The organism is Microbispora sp. H10836, assembly GCF_012999525.1.
Lineage (GTDB): Bacteria > Actinomycetota > Actinomycetes > Streptosporangiales > Streptosporangiaceae > Microbispora.
Window position 1 is genome coordinate 14,558 of sequence record NZ_JABBWU010000010.1, and the last position, 15,508, is coordinate 30,065.

At 71.4% G+C, this 15,508-nt stretch carries 14 protein-coding genes; 7 read left to right on the forward strand and 7 right to left on the reverse strand.

Going from position 1 to position 15,508, the window contains the following annotated elements:
- Nucleotides 1-12: 12 nt before the first annotated feature.
- Nucleotides 13-2,097, forward strand: coding sequence for a DPP IV N-terminal domain-containing protein (locus HHX30_RS19195; RefSeq protein ID WP_169983353.1), 2,085 nt, complete (start codon nucleotides 13-15; stop codon nucleotides 2,095-2,097).
- A gap of 12 nt (nucleotides 2,098-2,109) precedes the next feature.
- Here the strand turns inward: HHX30_RS19195 and HHX30_RS19200 are convergent, their stop codons facing one another.
- Nucleotides 2,110-3,858, reverse strand: a complete 1,749-nt coding sequence (locus tag HHX30_RS19200; RefSeq protein WP_169983354.1) for an ABC transporter ATP-binding protein — start codon at nucleotides 3,856-3,858, stop codon at nucleotides 2,110-2,112.
- A gap of 2 nt (nucleotides 3,859-3,860) precedes the next feature.
- Nucleotides 3,861-5,555 carry an ABC transporter ATP-binding protein gene (locus HHX30_RS19205; RefSeq protein ID WP_169983355.1) on the reverse strand — a complete coding sequence of 565 codons (1,695 nt, stop codon included), beginning with the start codon at nucleotides 5,553-5,555 and terminating at the stop codon, nucleotides 3,861-3,863.
- A 99-nt stretch (nucleotides 5,556-5,654) separates the two neighbouring features.
- Between HHX30_RS19205 and HHX30_RS19210 the strand changes: the two genes are divergently transcribed.
- Both HHX30_RS19210 and HHX30_RS19215 read left to right on the forward strand, forming a co-directional pair.
- Nucleotides 5,655-5,888 (forward strand): RNA polymerase subunit sigma-70, encoded by a 234-nt coding sequence (locus tag HHX30_RS19210; protein WP_169983356.1) that lies wholly within the window; start codon nucleotides 5,655-5,657, stop codon nucleotides 5,886-5,888.
- A complete protein-coding gene (locus HHX30_RS19215; RefSeq protein ID WP_169983357.1) occupies nucleotides 5,889-6,443 on the forward strand; it encodes a Clp protease N-terminal domain-containing protein in 555 nt (184 codons plus the stop codon).
- A 10-nt stretch (nucleotides 6,444-6,453) separates the two neighbouring features.
- Here the strand turns inward: HHX30_RS19215 and HHX30_RS19220 are convergent, their stop codons facing one another.
- The 5 genes from HHX30_RS19220 to HHX30_RS19240 form a co-directional block, all read right to left on the reverse strand.
- Nucleotides 6,454-6,804 (reverse strand): STAS domain-containing protein, encoded by a 351-nt coding sequence (locus tag HHX30_RS19220; RefSeq protein ID WP_169983358.1) that lies wholly within the window; start codon nucleotides 6,802-6,804, stop codon nucleotides 6,454-6,456.
- A gap of 137 nt (nucleotides 6,805-6,941) precedes the next feature.
- Nucleotides 6,942-7,388 carry an STAS domain-containing protein gene (locus HHX30_RS19225; RefSeq protein ID WP_169983359.1) on the reverse strand — a complete coding sequence of 149 codons (447 nt, stop codon included), beginning with the start codon at nucleotides 7,386-7,388 and terminating at the stop codon, nucleotides 6,942-6,944.
- A gap of 135 nt (nucleotides 7,389-7,523) precedes the next feature.
- Nucleotides 7,524-8,264, reverse strand: coding sequence for a succinate dehydrogenase/fumarate reductase iron-sulfur subunit (locus tag HHX30_RS19230; RefSeq protein WP_169983360.1), 741 nt, complete (start codon nucleotides 8,262-8,264; stop codon nucleotides 7,524-7,526).
- Complete coding sequence (locus HHX30_RS19235; protein ID WP_169983561.1) at nucleotides 8,261-10,183, reverse strand: fumarate reductase/succinate dehydrogenase flavoprotein subunit; 1,923 nt, start codon at nucleotides 10,181-10,183, stop codon at nucleotides 8,261-8,263. Before HHX30_RS19235 ends, HHX30_RS19230 begins: the two co-directional genes overlap by 4 nt.
- 53 nt (nucleotides 10,184-10,236) lie before the next feature.
- Complete coding sequence (locus tag HHX30_RS19240; protein ID WP_311922606.1) at nucleotides 10,237-11,040, reverse strand: succinate dehydrogenase cytochrome b subunit; 804 nt, start codon at nucleotides 11,038-11,040, stop codon at nucleotides 10,237-10,239.
- Between the two features lie 197 nt (nucleotides 11,041-11,237).
- Between HHX30_RS19240 and HHX30_RS19245 the strand changes: the two genes are divergently transcribed.
- The 4 genes from HHX30_RS19245 (at nucleotide 11,238) to HHX30_RS19260 (ending at nucleotide 15,423) form a co-directional block, all read left to right on the forward strand.
- Nucleotides 11,238-12,164, forward strand: coding sequence for a LysR family transcriptional regulator (locus tag HHX30_RS19245; protein WP_169983361.1), 927 nt, complete (start codon nucleotides 11,238-11,240; stop codon nucleotides 12,162-12,164).
- A gap of 70 nt (nucleotides 12,165-12,234) precedes the next feature.
- Nucleotides 12,235-13,410 (forward strand): PP2C family protein-serine/threonine phosphatase, encoded by a 1,176-nt coding sequence (locus HHX30_RS19250; RefSeq protein ID WP_169983362.1) that lies wholly within the window; start codon nucleotides 12,235-12,237, stop codon nucleotides 13,408-13,410.
- On the forward strand, nucleotides 13,407-14,993 hold the full coding sequence (locus HHX30_RS19255) for an ATP-binding protein (protein ID WP_169983363.1): 1,587 nt from the start codon (nucleotides 13,407-13,409) through the stop codon (nucleotides 14,991-14,993). The genes HHX30_RS19250 and HHX30_RS19255 overlap by 4 nt, the downstream gene beginning before the upstream one ends.
- The gene (locus HHX30_RS19260; RefSeq protein ID WP_169983364.1) at nucleotides 14,986-15,423 is read left to right on the forward strand and encodes a response regulator; all 438 of its coding nucleotides are present in this window, start codon (nucleotides 14,986-14,988) and stop codon (nucleotides 15,421-15,423) included. The genes HHX30_RS19255 and HHX30_RS19260 overlap by 8 nt, the downstream gene beginning before the upstream one ends.
- Nucleotides 15,424-15,508 lie beyond the last annotated feature (85 nt).

Consider the following 15,508-nt stretch of genomic DNA (forward strand, 5'->3'; position numbering starts at 1 on the left):
GTATGAGGAGCTATGACGGAGAGCTTCCCACGGTTGCATGCCAGGACCCGGCGCTTCACCCTCGGGGTGCCGCGCAACTTCACGATCTCCCCTGACGGCGGTCGGGTGACCTTCCTCAGGACGAGATCGGGCACCGATCCGGTCACCTGCCTGTGGGAGCTGGACGTCGCGTCCGGAGCCGAGCGGCTCGTCGTCGACCCCCTCGCCCTGGGCGCCGCCGACGAGGACCTGCCGCCGGAGGAGCGCGCCCGCCGCGAGCGGTCGAGGGAGTCGGCGGGCGGCGTGGTGGCGTACGCCACGGACCGGGAGGTCCGGCAGGCCGTCTTCGCGCTGTCGGGCGACCTCTACCTGACCGACCTCGCCTCCGGCGAGTCGCGGCGGCTCCCGGCGGCCGGACCGGTCATCGACCCCCGGCTCGACCCCACCGGCACCCGGGTCGCGTATGTCACGGGCGGGGCGCTGCACGTGCTGGAGCTCGCCACCGGAGCGGACACCGGAGCGGACACCGCACTCGCCGAGCCGGAAGGCGACCAGGTCACCTACGGCCTCGCGGAGTTCATCGCGGCCGAGGAGATGGAGCGGATGCGCGGCTACTGGTGGTCGCCGTCCGGAGACCGGCTGCTGGTGTCCCGCGTGGACGAGTCGCCGGTGGCCCTGTGGCACATCGCCGACCCGGCCAACCCCGGCCGCCGGCCCGTCTCCCAGCGCTATCCCGCCGCCGGCACGGCCAACGCCGAGGTCACACTGCACGTCATCGGCCTGGACGGCGCGCGTACGGCGGTGCCGTTCGAGCAGGAGTACCTGGTGACGGCGGCCTGGGACGCCCACGGTCTCGCGATCGTGACGCTCTCGCGCGACCAGCGGACCATGCGCCTGCTGTCCGTCGACCCCGGCACGGGCGAGACGACGCTCCTGCGCGAGGACACCGACCCCGCCTGGGTGGACATCGTCACCGGTGTCCCGGCCCGCCTGTCGGACGGCACCCTGGTCTGGGTCGCCGACGCCGACGGCGGTCACCGCCTCGTGGTCGGCGACGAGCCGGTCACCCCGCCGTCGCTGCAGGTCCGGGCGGTGCTCGACGTCGACGGCGACACCGTGCTCTTCTCCGCGAGCGGCGAGCCCACCGAGGTCCACGTGTGGACGTACTCGGCGGGCACCGGCACGAAGGGCACCATCAGCCCGGTGACCACCGAGCCGGGCGTCCACTCCGGCCGCCGCGCGGGCGGCGTGACGCTCGTGGCCCGGCAGAGCCTCGACACCGAGGGCACAACCGTGACCATCGGGTCGGTCTCCATCAAGTCCCTCGCCGAGCGGCCCGGCCTGGAGCCGCGCGTGTCGCTCGTCCGCTCGGGTTCGCGCGAGCTGTCCACGGCGGTCCTGCTGCCCTCGTGGCACGTGCCCGGCTCGGGCCCGCTGCCCGTCCTGATGGACCCGTACGGCGGGCCGCGCGCCCAGCGGGTGCTGTCGGCCCGGCGGATGTTCCTGGAGTCCCAGTGGTGGGCCGAGCAGGGCTTCGCGGTCGTGGTGGCCGACGGACGCGGCACCCCGGGGCGCGGCCCGGCCTTCGAGCGCGAGATGCTGCACGACTTCACGATCGCGCTGCAGGACCAGGTGGACGCCCTCCAGGGCGTGGCGGCCCTGCACCCCGGTGACCTCGACCTGTCGCGGGTGGCGATCCGGGGCTGGTCGTTCGGCGGTTATCTCGCCGCGCTCGCGGTGCTGCGCCGCCCGGACGTGTTCCACGCCGCCGTCGCGGGCGCGCCGGTCACCGACTGGCGGCTGTACGACACCTGCTACACCGAGCGCTACCTCGGCCACCCGGACGAGGGGCACTACGAGAGGTCGTCCCTCCTCGGCGATGCCGAAAAGGATGCCGAGAAGCTGGAGCGCCCGCTGCTGCTGATCCACGGTCTGGCGGACGACAACGTGGTCGCCGCGCACACGCTGCGGCTGTCGTCGGCCCTGCTCGCGGCCGGCCGCCCGCACACCGTGCTTCCCCTGTCGGGCGTCACCCACATGACGCCGCAGGAGGTCGTCGCCGAGAACCTGCTGCTCCTGCAGCTCGACTTCCTCAAGAAGTCGCTCAACGTGAGCTGAACGTGAGCCGAGTCAGCGGGCGGTGCCGTGCCAGCTGTCCCACAGCGCGGCATAGGCGCCGCCCGCCGCCACCAGCTCGTCGTGCGAGCCCAGCTCGCTGATCCGGCCGTCCTCCACCACGGCCACCCGGTCGGCGTCGTGCGCCGTGTACAGCCGGTGCGCGATGGCGATCACCGTACGGCCCTCCAGCACGGCCGCGAGCGACCGCTCCAGGTCGCGGGCGGCCCGTGGGTCGATCAGCGAGGTGGCCTCGTCCAGCACGAGCGTGTGCGGGTCGGCCAGCACCAGCCGGGCGAGCGCGAGCTGCTGCGCCTGGGCCGGGGAGATCGCCGTACCGCCGGAGCCGACGACGGTGTCCAGCGCGCCGTCGAGGGCGGCCACCCAGTCCCAGGCGTCCACGGCCTCCAGCGACCGGCGCACCTCCGCGTCGGGGGCGTCCGGCAGCGCGATGAGGAGGTTGTCGCGCAGCGTGCCCCGGAAGACGTGGTGCTCCTGGGTGACCAGGGCGACGTGCCCGCGCAGCTCGTCGAGCGGCAGCTCGACGATCGGCACCCCGCCGACCGTGACCGACCCGCTCCCCGGCGCGTGCACCCCGGCGATGAGGCGGCCCAGCGTCGACTTGCCCGCCCCTGACGGCCCGACCATGGCCAGCCGTTCTCCCTGGCGTACGTCGAGGTCGATGCCGTGCAGCACGTCGTGGCCCGCGCGGTAGGCGTACCGCACGCCGCTGACCTTCAGCTCCTCCCCCACCGGCCGGGCGTCGCCCGCGCTGCGGTCGTCGGGCACGTTGGCCACGCCCAGCAGGCGGGCCATCGAGGCCCCGCCGACCTGGAGCTCGTCCACCCACGACAGCAGCCGGTCGAGCGGGTCGATGAGCTGCTGGACGTAGAGCGTGGCCGTCGTCACCTGGGCCACCGTCACCCAGCCCTCGATGGAGAACAGCCCGCCGAGGAACAGGGTCGCCACGACCGGGATCACGTAGCCGAACTCGACCGCCGGGAACCACACCATGCGCAGGCCCAGGGTGTACCGCTCGGCCGCGAACGACCGGGCGATGTCCCGGTCCGTACGGGCCCGGCGGCGGCCTTCCAGCCCCAGCGCCTCGATGGTGCGCGCGCCCTCGACGGTCTCCGCCAGTCCTTCGGTCATGTCGGCGTACGCCGCGTTCTCCCGCAGGTAGCCGTCCCTGGCCCGGTTGAGGTACCAGCGGGTGGCGCCCCACAGCAGCGGCACGGCGACGAGCGACGGCACCGCCATGACCGGGCCGACGAGGATCACGGCGCCCACGACGAAGGCGCCGGTCACGACCGCGATCAACGTCTCCGGCACGGCGTGGCGCACGCTGCGGGACAACGCGTCCACATCCCTGGAGGTGCGGGTGAGGAGGTCGCCGGAACCGGCCCGCTCGACCGTCGAGAGCGGCAGCGCGAGCACCCGGTCGACGAACTCCTCGCGCAGTTCGGCCAGCACCTTCTCGCCCAGCCGTGACGACGCGTACACCGCGAACCTGACCAGCACCCCCTGCGCGACCACGAAGCCGGCGATGGCCAGGGCGACGGCGTCCACGCGCAGGTCGGCCCGGCCCTCGGCCAGGCCCTGCACCAGCTCGCCGAGCATGCGGGGCGCGAACAGACCGGCGACCGCCGCGAGGGCGTGCAGGGCCAGAGCCAGGGCGAGCTCGCGCGGATACTTCAGCGTCAGCCGCCGCGCGTAGGCGCGCACCTGCGCCCGGTCGGCGACCGGCAGGATCTCGCGGGCCATGCTCAGTCCTCCCCTCGTGTCACGGTCGAGCGATAACCGGGCTCCGCGTCCAGCAGCGCCCGGTGGGTGCCTTCGGCCCGCACCACGCCGCCCTCGACGTACAGCACGTGGTCGGCCCGGTCGAGCACGAGCGGGCTGGTCGTGCAGACCAGGGTCGCGCGGCCCGCCCGCGCCTTGCCCAGCCGTTCGGCGACGCGCGCCTCCGTGTGCGCGTCCACGGCGCTGGTGGGCTCGACCAGGATGAGGATCTCCGGGTCGGCGAGCAGTGCCCGGGCCAGCCGCAGCCGTTGCTGCTGGCCACCGGAGAACTCGCGGCCCGACTCGGCCACGTACGCGTCCAGGCCCTCGGGCAGCGCCGTCACGATGTCCTCGGCGCAGGCGGCGTACAACGCCTGGCGGACCTCCTCGTCGCCGGCCGTGCCCCGCACGTCCAGCTCGTCGCGCAGCCGTCCGCTGAACAGCCGCGCGCCGTTGTCGGCCACCAGGATGTGCCGCCTGACCTCGGCGAGCGGCAGCTCCGCGAGCGGCCCGCCGCCGAGCGCGACGTCGCCGGGGGCGAACCCGCCGAGCCGGTCGGCGATGGCGATGGCGTCCTCCGGCGCGGCCGCCGCGAGCGCGGTGAGCCGGCCGGGCCGGACCTCGGCGCCCGACCCGCCGTCGCGGAGCGTGCCCTCACCCGTGAAGAAGCGGCCGTCGCCGCCCGCGATCTCGGGCTCCAGGGACAGGATCCGGCAGACGCGGCGCGCCGCCACGTGCCCCTTGGTGAGCTTGTCGGCGGCCTCGGTCAGCGTACGCAGGGGCGCGATCAGGAAGACCGCGTAGCCGTAGAACGCGACGAGCTGACCGGGGGTGATGCGGCCCTCCAGTGCGAAGTGCGCGCCGAGCCAGGTCACGCACGCGATCAGCACGCCGGGCAGCAGGATCTGGGCGCCCTCCAGAAGGGACTCCACCGAGGCCACCCGCACGCCCTCCCGCCGTACGAGCTGCGACTCCTCGCGGTAGCGGGCGGCGAAGACCTGCTCGCCGCCGACGCCCCGCAGCACCCGCAGGCCGGCCACGATGTCGGCCGCCCGGGTGGCCAGGTCGCCCTGCAGGTCGCGTTGCGCGTGCTGGCGCCGGTGCAGCGGCTTGAGCAGGGGCCCCACCGCGGCCGCCATCAGCGGCACGCCGACCAGCACGACAAGACCGAGCGGAACCGAGGTGGTGATGAGGATCACGGTCACCGCGACGACCGCGACGACCGCGCCGGCGCCCCGCAGGAGGATGTCCATCGCGTTGCCGATGTGCGCGATGTCCGAGTTGCCCACGCTGACGACCTCACCCGTCGACAGCCGCTTCGGCAGGGTCGCCCCGAGCCTGGCCGCCTGCCGTACGGTGACCTGCACCGTGCGATAGGCCGCCGACAGCCAGGTGAAGACGGCGAAACGGTGCCGCAGGACGCCGGAGACCGCCTGGACCACGCCGAGGCCGAGCACCACCGCCGACCACTTCACCAGCGTGCCCGCGTCCCGCTGGGCCATCGCGTCGATCGCCTTGCCCAGGGCCGCGGGCACGAGCGCCTGTCCCAGCCACCACAGCACCGCTAGGCCGACTCCGGCCAGCAGCGGAGCGGCCTGGGCGCGCGCCACCCACCACAGGTAGCGGAGCGGCCCGCGGGCGTCGGGAGTGCCGGGATCGGCCACAGGAAGAGAGCGCATGGTCGTTCCAGGCTCGCAAACACGCAGGTCGACGGGCAAATCGTTTTCCTCCGTCAACCAAGGTTGACACGCAGCCATCTGTCAACCTATGTTGACGGCATGAGCGATACGGCACAGCTGGCGAGCGACGCCGGCAGCCGCGATCCGGCCGTCGGTCTGCGGGCCGTACGGGCCCTGCGGCTCCTGGTGGAACGGCTCGAAGCGCTGCAGGTGGAGAACGCCCGCACCGCGGGGTGGTCATGGCAGGACATCGCGCTCCTGCTCGGGGTGTCCCGGCAGGCGGTGCACAAGAAGTACGCGAGCGGCCGAGGACTGCTGAGACGGGAGAAGTAGATGTTCGAACGGTTCACCGACGACGCCCGGCAGGTCGTCAAGCACGCGGTGGAGCAGGCGCGCGAGCTCCGGCACAGGCAGGCGGGCACCGAGCACGTCCTGCTCGGTCTGCTGACCCCGCAGACGTCGTCCGCGCGCCTCCTCGCGGCCCACGGGATCGACCACGCGCGGGTGCGCGCCGAGATCGTCCGCAGACACGGCGACCTGACCGGCGGGGACATCGACGCCGAGGCCCTGGAGGCGATCGGCATCGACCTGTCGGCCGTGCGGGAGAAGGTCGAGGGCGTCTTCGGGCCCGGAGCCCTGGACCGCGCCCCGCAGCGCGACCGCCGAGGGGTCCTCGTCAGCGGCCGGCGCGTTCCGTTCGGGCCCCGGGCCAGGAAGGTGCTCGAACTCTCGCTACGCGAGGCTCTCGCGATGAAGAGCCGGAGCATCCGGGACGGGCACATCCTCCTCGGCGTCATCCGGGAGGGCGAGGGCATGGGCGCCCGCATCCTGGCCGACGCCGGAGTCGACCTGCCCGCGCTCCGGGTGGAGGTCATGAGCAGCCTCTGACGGGCCGGCGTCAGTCGTCCAGCGCCGCCAGGGCGTCCGCGGGGGTCTCGTAGATGGGGAACGCCGCGTGCAGCCCGGTCACCGTGAGGATCCTGCGGAAGACGCCCCGGACGCCGGCGAGCTTCATGAACCCGCCCGCCTCGACCGCGCGATCGTGCGCCTCCAGCAGCAGCCGCAGGCCCATGGAGTCGCAGAAGGTCAGCTCGGAGGCGTCCACGACCAGCCGGGTGTTGCCCTCGTCCGACAACTTGCCGAACACGGTGCGCAGCCGCTCGCCGGAGATCACGTCCAGTTCGCCGGTCAGAGTGACGAGAGCGTGCGTCGCCTCATGGCTCACCGTGACGCCAAGTCTCGTCGTCATTCCCTGTCCTCGGTCCGAAGATCTTCACCCGGAAGATCTACAGAGAAGTTACACCTCTAATTACCCCGGCAGGCAGGGGGAGGCAAGGCAATCGGGCTTCACCTTCGTGGAGGACAGATGGTGCGGTCCGGCCCGGCTCAGCGGTCACCGGCGGTTTCGTACAGTCCGCCCGAGCCGGCGCCCGAGTCGCCGTCCGTTCGAGGGCGGCGCGGACCGGCGTCCGCGGCCTGGCTGAGCGCCTCCGCGACCGTCTCATGCTGCTCGAACACGTTGCGCAGCCCGGTGATCGTCAGCACCCGGCGCAGCACGCCCTGCACACCGGTCAGGATCAACCGGACGTTCATGGCCTGACCGCGCTGCAACGCAGAGATCAGCTCGCTCAGCCCACGCGAGTCGCAGAACATGATCTCGGCGACGTCGATCACGAGGACGGACGTCTCGGGCGACTCCCAGACCCGGTGCAACTCGTCGTGGAGCAGGTGGACGGTGCCGGCGTCGAGGTCCCCTTCCACACGCACGACGACGGCCGCGCCGTGGACCGCGGACGCGACCTTCAAAGTGGAACGTGGACCGGACACGGACATGCTCACTCCCTCGCCTGCGGGATCACGGCAGGCGTGTTACGCCAACACAAAGGACACGTTACCCGGGAGGAGGGGGGATTAGTCGCAGTGAAGGCGTGAGCCGTGCGGCTCACGCCTTCTCCGGATGTGGTCGCGCTACTTGGAGGCGGCCTTGATGTAGTCGGCGTTCATCTGGGCGATGGTGTCGAACGGGATGCCCTTGGGGCACACCGCGGTGCACTCACCGGTGTTGGTGCAGCCGCCGAAGCCCTCGGCGTCCATCTGCTCGACCATCGCCCGGGCGCGGGACTCGCGCTCCGGCTGGCCCTGCGGCAGCAGGCCCAGGTGGGTGATCTTCGCCGCGGTGAACAGCGAGGCCGAGCCGTTGGGGCAGGCCGCCACGCACGCGCCGCAGCCGATGCAGGTCGCGGCGTCGAAGGCGGCGTCGGCGTCGGCCTTCGGCACCGGGACGGAGTGCGCTTCGGGGGCGGACCCGGCGGGGACGGAGATGAAGCCGCCCGCCTGGATGATCCGGTCGAACGCCGACCTGTTCACCACGAGGTCCTTGATCACCGGGAACGCCGCGGACCGCCACGGCTCGATGGTGACGACGTCGCCGTCCTTGAAGTGCCGCATGTGCAGCTGGCAGGTCGTGGTGAGCTTCTGCTCGCCGTGCGCGACGCCGTTGATGACCATGCCGCACATGCCGCAGATGCCCTCACGGCAGTCGTGGTCGAAGGCGACCGGGTCGTCGCCCTCCAGGATCAGCCGCTCGTTCAGCACGTCGAGCATTTCCAGGAACGACATGTCCGGCGAGACGTCTTCGACCCGGTAGGTCACCATCCGTCCCTTGTCCGACGAGCCGTTCTGCCGCCAGATCTTGAGGGTCAGGTTCACTTGTAGCTCCGCTGGGTCATCTTGACGTACTCGTAGTCGAGCTCTTCCCTGTGCAGGACCGGGCCGTCCGGGGTCCACTCCCACGCGGCGACGTAGGCGAAGTTCTCGTCGTCGCGCAGCGCCTCGCCGTCCGCGTCCTGCGACTCGGCCCTGAAGTGACCGCCGCACGACTCCGTACGGTGCAGCGCGTCGATGCACATCAGCTCGGCGAGCTCGAAGAAGTCGGCCACCCGGCCGGCGCGTTCGAGCGCCTGGTTGAGTCCCTCGGCGTCGCCCGGCACCTTGACGTTGTTCCAGAACTCCTCGCGCAGCTCGGGGATGCGCTCCAGCGCCTTGCGCAGCGACTCCTCGGTGCGCTCCATGCCGCAGTAGTCCCACATGATCCGGCCGAGCTCACGGTGGTAGGAGTCGGCGGTGCGGTCGCCGTTCACGGACAGGAGCTTGTCGATCTTGTCCTGGACCGCCTTCCTGGCCTCCGCGACGTCGCCCTCCTCGACCGGGCCGAACGAGCCGGCTCCGGCGAGGTAGTCCCCGATCGTCGTCGGCAGCACGAAGTAGCCGTCCGCCAGGCCCTGCATGAGCGCCGAGGCGCCCAGTCGGTTGGCGCCGTGGTCGGAGAAGTTGGCCTCACCGACGACGAACAGCCCGGGGATCGTCGACTGCAGGTCGTAGTCCACCCACAGTCCGCCCATCGTGTAGTGGACGGCCGGGTAGATGCGCATCGGCACCTCGTACGGGTTCTCGCCGGTGATGCGCTCGTACATCTCGAAGAGGTTGCCGTACTTCTTCTCGACCGCGTCGCGGCCCATCCGGGAGATGGCGTCGGCGAAGTCGAGGTAGACGCCGAGGCCGCCGGGACCGACGCCGCGGCCCTCGTCGCAGACGTTCTTGGCGGCGCGGCTGGCGATGTCACGCGGGACGAGGTTGCCGAACGCCGGGTAGATGCGCTCCAGGTAGTAGTCGCGCTCGTCCTCGGGAATGGCGCCGGGGGCCCGGTTGTCGCCCTTGCGCTTCGGCACCCACACGCGGCCGTCGTTGCGCAGCGACTCCGACATCAGCGTCAGCTTCGACTGGTGGTCGCCGCTCTGCGGGATGCAGGTCGGGTGGATCTGCGTGTAGCAGGGGTTGCCGAAGTAGGCGCCCTTCTTGTGCGCCCGCCAGATGGCCGTGGTGTTGCAGCCCTTGGCGTTCGTCGACAGGAAGAACACGTTGCCGTAGCCGCCGCTGGCGAGCACGACGGCGTCGGCGAGGTGGGTCTCGATCTCCCCGGTGACCATGTCGCGGACCACGATGCCCCGGGCCCGGCCGCCGCTGACGATGAGTTCGAGCATCTCGTGGCGGGTGTGGACCTCCACGTTCCCCGCCGCGACCTGCCGCTCCAGGGCCTGGTACGCGCCCAGCAGGAGCTGCTGGCCCGTCTGGCCGCGGGCGTAGAAGGTCCGCGACACCTGGGTGCCGCCGAAGGAGCGGGTGTCGAGCAGGCCGCCGTACTCGCGGGCGAACGGCACGCCCTGCGCCACCGCCTGGTCGATGATGTTCACGCTGACCTGGGCGAGGCGGTATACGTTCGACTCGCGGGCGCGGTAGTCGCCGCCCTTCACGGTGTCGTAGAACAGCCGGTAGATGCTGTCGCCGTCACCGCGGTAGTTCTTGGCCGCGTTGATGCCGCCCTGCGCGGCGATCGAGTGGGCCCGGCGGGGCGAGTCCTGGTAGCAGAACGACTTGACCTTGTAGCCCAGCTCGCCGAGCGTGGCCGCGGCGGAGCCGCCGGCCAGGCCGGTGCCGACGACGATGACGGTCAGCTTGCGCTTGTTGACCGGGTTGACCAGCTTGGCCTGGAAACGACGCGTGTCCCAGCGGTCCTCGATGGGACCCTCCGGCGCCTTGGTGTCCCGGATGGGCTCGCCCACCCGGTACATCCCGGGAAGGCTCACGCGCTCCTCCTGCTGCTGCTGGGCGCGGCGGCGGAACTTCACTTGACCACTCCGATCATGATGCAGATGGGCGCGGCGACGAATCCGAGCACCAGCACCGCGGAGACCGCGGCGGCGCCCGTCTGCAGCGCGCCGCGAGAGCGGGGACGGCGGGTCAGGCCGAGCGACTGGAACGCGCTCCACAGGCCGTGGCGCAGGTGGAGGCCGATCATCGCCATGGCGACCAGGTAGAACACCGTCACCCACCAGCGCTCGGGCTGGAAGCCGGCGATCATCCGGTCGAACGGCGTGGCGTCGCCGCCCTTGGGGTTGACCGTGCCGAAGGTCATGTCGAGCAGGTGCCAGATCACGAACAGCAGGATGATCACGCCGCCGTACCGCATGGTGTGGGTGGCGTACCCCTTGGCCTGCGACTTCCGCTTGGCCGCGTACTTCACGGGCCGCGCCTTGGCCGCCCGGCGGGCGAGCGACACGGCCGCCCACATGTGCAGCACGACGCAGAGCGCGAGCACGATCTCGGTGATCGTCAAAATCGTCCGGTTCGGCAACGCGGGCGAGCCCACGGTCCGCAACCATTCGGCATAGTGGTTGAAGGAGTCGGCGCCCAGGAAAATCTTGAGATTGCCCAGCATGTGGGTGATCAGGAAGAGCACGAGAACGGCGCCGGTGACGGCCATGACGGCCTTCCTGCCGGCCGAAGTGCCGAGCAGGCCGCGACGGGCAGGCGTACGCGGCGCGGCCCCGGCGGGCTTGCGAGGTGCCTCGTGCGCGGGAACCGGCGCGGTCGCCGAACCCCTGTCCACAGAAGCAGGGTCCACGGAGTGGTCAACAGTGGCAGTCACGTGGATAAACGCTAGGTTCGCGCTTTTCAGGCGTCCAAGTCATGCCAGGTCTGGTCTCGATAGCCGCTGGCTATGCGCTCTGTCCCCTCCGGTTTCCAAGAGTCGAAAGTCACAAGGTGTGCGACGAAATTCACACCTGTCCCCCGTGCGGGACCCGCATCGAGCCGGTTCCGGCGATAGCCCTAGGCTATTGAGTCGTGCAGCTCCAGCAACTGGCCTACTTCATGGCCGTGGCCGAGACGCGGCACTTCACCCAGGCCGCTGAGCGGATGCGGGTCGCGCAGCCGTCGCTGAGCAAGCAGATCAAGAGCCTGGAGACCGAGCTGGGAGCGCCCCTGTTCAGCCGGGCGCGGGGCAACGTCACGCTCACCCCCGCGGGTGAGGCGCTGCTCCCGCTCGCCCGTCGCATGCTCGCCGACGCCGAGACCGCCCGGCGCGAGGTCGCCGAACTGGCGGGGCTACGGCGGGGGCGGGTGCGCCTCGGCGCGACCCCGTCGCTGTGCGCCGGGCTGCTGGCCGACGCGCTGGCCCGCTTCCACCACGACTACCCGGGGGTGGAGCTGCAGGTGGAGGAGGGCGGATCCCGCGACCTCGTCCGCGATCTCGCCCGGGGCCAGCTCGACCTGGCGCTGATCATCCTCCCGCTGCTGAGCAGCGACCCGTCCCTGGTGACCCAGGAGATCCTGAGCGAGAACCTCGTCGTGGCCTCCATGTCGGCCCGGGGGCGCAGGTCGTACATGCGGATCGAGGACCTGCGCGGACGGCCCATGGTCATGTTCCGCCGGGGCTACGACGTGCGGGAGGCGACGCTGGCGGCCTGCCGGCAGGCGGGCTTCGAGCCGCGCTTCGCGGTGGAGGGCGGGGAGATGGACGCGGTGCTCCGGTTCGTCGAGGCGGGGCTGGGAATCGCGGTCGTGCCCTCGATGGTGCTGGAGAACCGGCCGAGGCTGACGGGCACGCCGCTGCTGCCCGGGCTGCGCCGTACGGTCGCCCTCGCCCACCGCAAGGACGTCGAGCCGACCCGGGCGGCGCAGGCCTTCCGCGGGACGCTGCTGTCGTTCCTCCGCGAGGCGGCACGTGACGGCACGCTTCCCCAGGGAATAGAGGCGCTCGTTGATGTGTGACCCCTACCGCCCGACCCCCAGACGATAGGTTTGTGCCCACGATGATGCCGACGGCTGACGAGAGGCGTTCGTGACCCCCGTCTCACCTGATCTGCCCGATCCGCTCACCCTCCTGCTGATCGAGGACGACGCCGGCGACGCGTTTCTCGTCGAGGAGTTGCTGGCGGGCGCCGAGAGGCCGCCGAAGATCACCTGGGCGCGGACGCTCGCCGAGGGACGGGCGCGGCTCACGGACGACGTGCAGTGCGTGCTCGTCGACCTCTCTCTTCCCGACGCCTCGGGGCTGGAGGCGCTCCAGCAGATCCTCGCCATGGCCACGGACACGGCGGTGCTCGTCCTCACCGGGCTCGGGGACGCGCACGTCGGCATCGAGGCGGTCGCCGCCGGGGCGCAGGACTTCCTGGTCAAGCAGGACGTCGACGCCCGGCTGCTGATCCGCGCCATCCGATACGCCATCGAGCGCAAGCGCGCCGACCTCGCCATGCGCGAGCTCCTGCAGGAGCGCATCGTCAGCAAGGAGAACTCCCGGCTCGAACGCGGCCTGCTGCCCGTCCCCCTGCTCGACCCCATGCTCCTGCACCACCAGGCCCGCTACCTTCCCGGACGTACGGGCGGGCTGCTCGCGGGCGACTTCTGGGACACCGTGCAGACGCCCGACGGGGCGGTCCACGTGCTGATCGGCGACGTGTGCGGGCACGGGCCCGACGAGGCCGCGCTCGGCACGGCGCTGCGCATCGCCTGGCGCACGCTGGTGCTGGCCGGGCAGACCGGCAACGACGTGCTGCGCACGATGGACACGCTGCTGCGGCACGAGCGCAAGTCGCCGGAGATCTTCACGACGTTGTGCACCGCGGCCATCTCCCCCGACCTCACCAGCGCCCGCCTGCACGTGATCGGCCACCCGCCGCCGCTGCTCCTGCGCGACGGCCGGCTCGGCGTGGTCACCGAGACGCCGTCGGGCCCGCCGCTGGGCATCTTCCCGGACATCGAGTGGTCGCCCATCGACGTCACACTGGGCGACAGGTGGTCGCTGCTGCTCTACACCGACGGCCTGATCGAGGCCACGGTCGGCGAGAACCGCGACCTGCTCGGCACCGAGGGGCTCGCGAACCTGATCCGCGCCCAGGAGGGCATCGACCTCGACCGCATCATCGCCAGCCTCGACGGCGCGATGCACGACGACGTCGCCGCCGTGCTCGTGGCCCGCGGCCACCCCGAGCAGCGGGTCCGGGAGGCCGGAGCATGACCGCGCCCGACGTCACGACCCCGCCCCCGCTGCCCCCGCTCGCCCCGTCCGGGCGGGGCGCCCGTCTGCCGGTCGGCCGATGGTTCCTGCTCGCCGGTGCGGGCGTCCTGGTCATCTTCGTGATCGCGCTCAGCGCGATCCTGCTCGCGCTCTCCACGACGTACGAGGCCCGGCGGACCCTCGTCGACGCGGTCGATCCCGCCGCCCTGCAGACGCTGCGGGTCGCTCGTGCGGTGCAGACCCAGGAGGGCGCGATCCGCGGCTACGGGCTGACCGGCGAGCAGCAGTACCTCGACAGCTATCGCCAGGGCGTCGCGGAGGAGGAGTCGGCCAAGGACGCCATCGCCAAGCTCGTCCCCGAGCTGCCCCAGGGATACGGCGTGCGCCACCAGATCCGCGAGCTCACCGACGCCACGGGCGCGTGGCGGCGCGACTACGCCGAGCCCGTGGTCGAGCGGACGCTCAAGAGCGGCCCGGGCCCGCTCACCGACCTGGCCAGGCACAACCTGCAGCGCTTCTCGGCGGTCAGGGCCGCCCTCGACGAGCAGCAGGCCCTGCTGGGACGGCTGCACGACGTCGCCAGGGACCGGCTCTACTCCGGTTGGAACACCATCTACTGGGCGGTCGCGGCGCTGGCCGGCGCGATGGTACTGGCGATCGTGTTCTGTGCGATGATCGTGCGCCGCGCCGTCGCCGGCCCGATCGCGCGGCTCACCCGGCAGGTCCGGGCGGTCGCGGCGGGCGACTTCGACCACGAGCTCGGGGTCGAGCGGCCGGCCGAGCTGTGGGAGCTGTCCGGCCACATCGACGGGATGCGCCGCCGCATCATGACCGAGTGGCAGTCGTCCGTCGAGGCCCGCCAGCAGCTCGCCGAGCAGGCCGAGGAGCTCAAGCGCTCCAACCGGGAGCTGGAGCAGTTCGCCTACGTGGCCAGCCACGACCTGCAGGAGCCGCTGCGCAAGGTGGCGAGCTTCACCCAGATGCTGGAGCAGCGCTACGCCGACCGCCTCGACGACCGCGCGCGGCAGTACATCGGCTTCGCGGTCGACGGCGCCCGCCGCATGCAGCTGCTCATCAACGACCTGCTCGACTTCTCCCGGGTGGGCCGGGTCGGCGGCGAACGGGAGGAGATGGACACGGGCGACGCGCTGGCCGCCGCCCTGCGCAACCTCGACTCCCGGCTGTCGGAGACCGGCGCCACGGTCACGAACGACGACCTGCCCAAGATCCTCGGCAACCGCACGCTGCTGACCCAGCTCTTCCAGAACCTGGTCAGCAACGCGCTCAAGTTCCGTTCCGAGGAGCCTCCCCGCGTCCACGTCGGCGTACGGCGGGACGGCGACATGTGGGAGTTCAGCTGCGCGGACAACGGCATCGGCGTCGAGCCGAAGTACGCCGACCGGATCTTCCTGATCTTCCAGCGCCTGCACCCGAGGGACGTCTATCCGGGGACGGGCATCGGACTGGCCCTGTGCCGCAAAATCGTCGAATATCATGGCGGCCGGATCTGGCTCGACACGAACGAGAGCGCCGGAGCCACGTTCCGCTGGACGCTGCCGGCCCTGGGAGATCCCGATGACTGAACTCCGCCCGATCGAGGTCCTCCTGGTCGAGGACGACCCGGGCGACGTCCTGCTCTGCCAGGAGGCGTTCTCCTACAACAAGGTCGGCAACAACCTCCACGTGGTCAACGACGGCGAGCAGGCGCTGGCCTTCCTGCGCGGCGAGGGGCCGTACGCCTCGGCGCCCCGGCCCGACCTGGTGCTGCTCGACCTGAACCTGCCCCGCGTGAACGGCTTCGAGGTGCTGGAGGAGGTCAAGAAAGACCCCTCCCTGCGGAGCATCCCCGTTGTGATCCTCACCACTTCGGAGGCCGAGCAGGATATTCTGCATGGATATAACCTGCACGCCAACGCGTACATCACCAAACCCGTGGATTTCGACCAGTTCACGCGGGTAGTACGGCAGGTCGACGAATTCTTCGTGACCGTGGTCAAGCTGCCGGGGAAGTGACCGAGATCACATGCGGGAGGAGTGACCCTCCTCACAGTTCGTGATGTGCTCGTCGTAATGTGTGCCCCACCAATAACGCGCACGG

Excerpts from the sequence above, each read along its gene's own strand:
- HHX30_RS19195 (WP_169983353.1), top strand. The coding sequence starts at position 13 with ATGACGGAGAGCTTCCCACGGTTGCATGCCAGGACCCGGCGCTTCACC.
- HHX30_RS19200 (WP_169983354.1), bottom strand. The coding sequence starts at position 3,858 with ATGGCCCGCGAGATCCTGCCGGTCGCCGACCGGGCGCAGGTGCGCGCC.
- HHX30_RS19205 (WP_169983355.1), bottom strand. The coding sequence starts at position 5,555 with ATGCGCTCTCTTCCTGTGGCCGATCCCGGCACTCCCGACGCCCGCGGG.
- HHX30_RS19210 (WP_169983356.1), top strand. The coding sequence starts at position 5,655 with ATGAGCGATACGGCACAGCTGGCGAGCGACGCCGGCAGCCGCGATCCG.
- HHX30_RS19215 (WP_169983357.1), top strand. The coding sequence starts at position 5,889 with ATGTTCGAACGGTTCACCGACGACGCCCGGCAGGTCGTCAAGCACGCG.
- HHX30_RS19220 (WP_169983358.1), bottom strand. The coding sequence starts at position 6,804 with ATGACGACGAGACTTGGCGTCACGGTGAGCCATGAGGCGACGCACGCT.
- HHX30_RS19225 (WP_169983359.1), bottom strand. The coding sequence starts at position 7,388 with ATGTCCGTGTCCGGTCCACGTTCCACTTTGAAGGTCGCGTCCGCGGTC.
- HHX30_RS19235 (WP_169983561.1), bottom strand. The coding sequence starts at position 10,183 with ATGTACCGGGTGGGCGAGCCCATCCGGGACACCAAGGCGCCGGAGGGT.
- HHX30_RS19255 (WP_169983363.1), top strand. The coding sequence starts at position 13,407 with ATGACCGCGCCCGACGTCACGACCCCGCCCCCGCTGCCCCCGCTCGCC.
- HHX30_RS19260 (WP_169983364.1), top strand. The coding sequence starts at position 14,986 with ATGACTGAACTCCGCCCGATCGAGGTCCTCCTGGTCGAGGACGACCCG.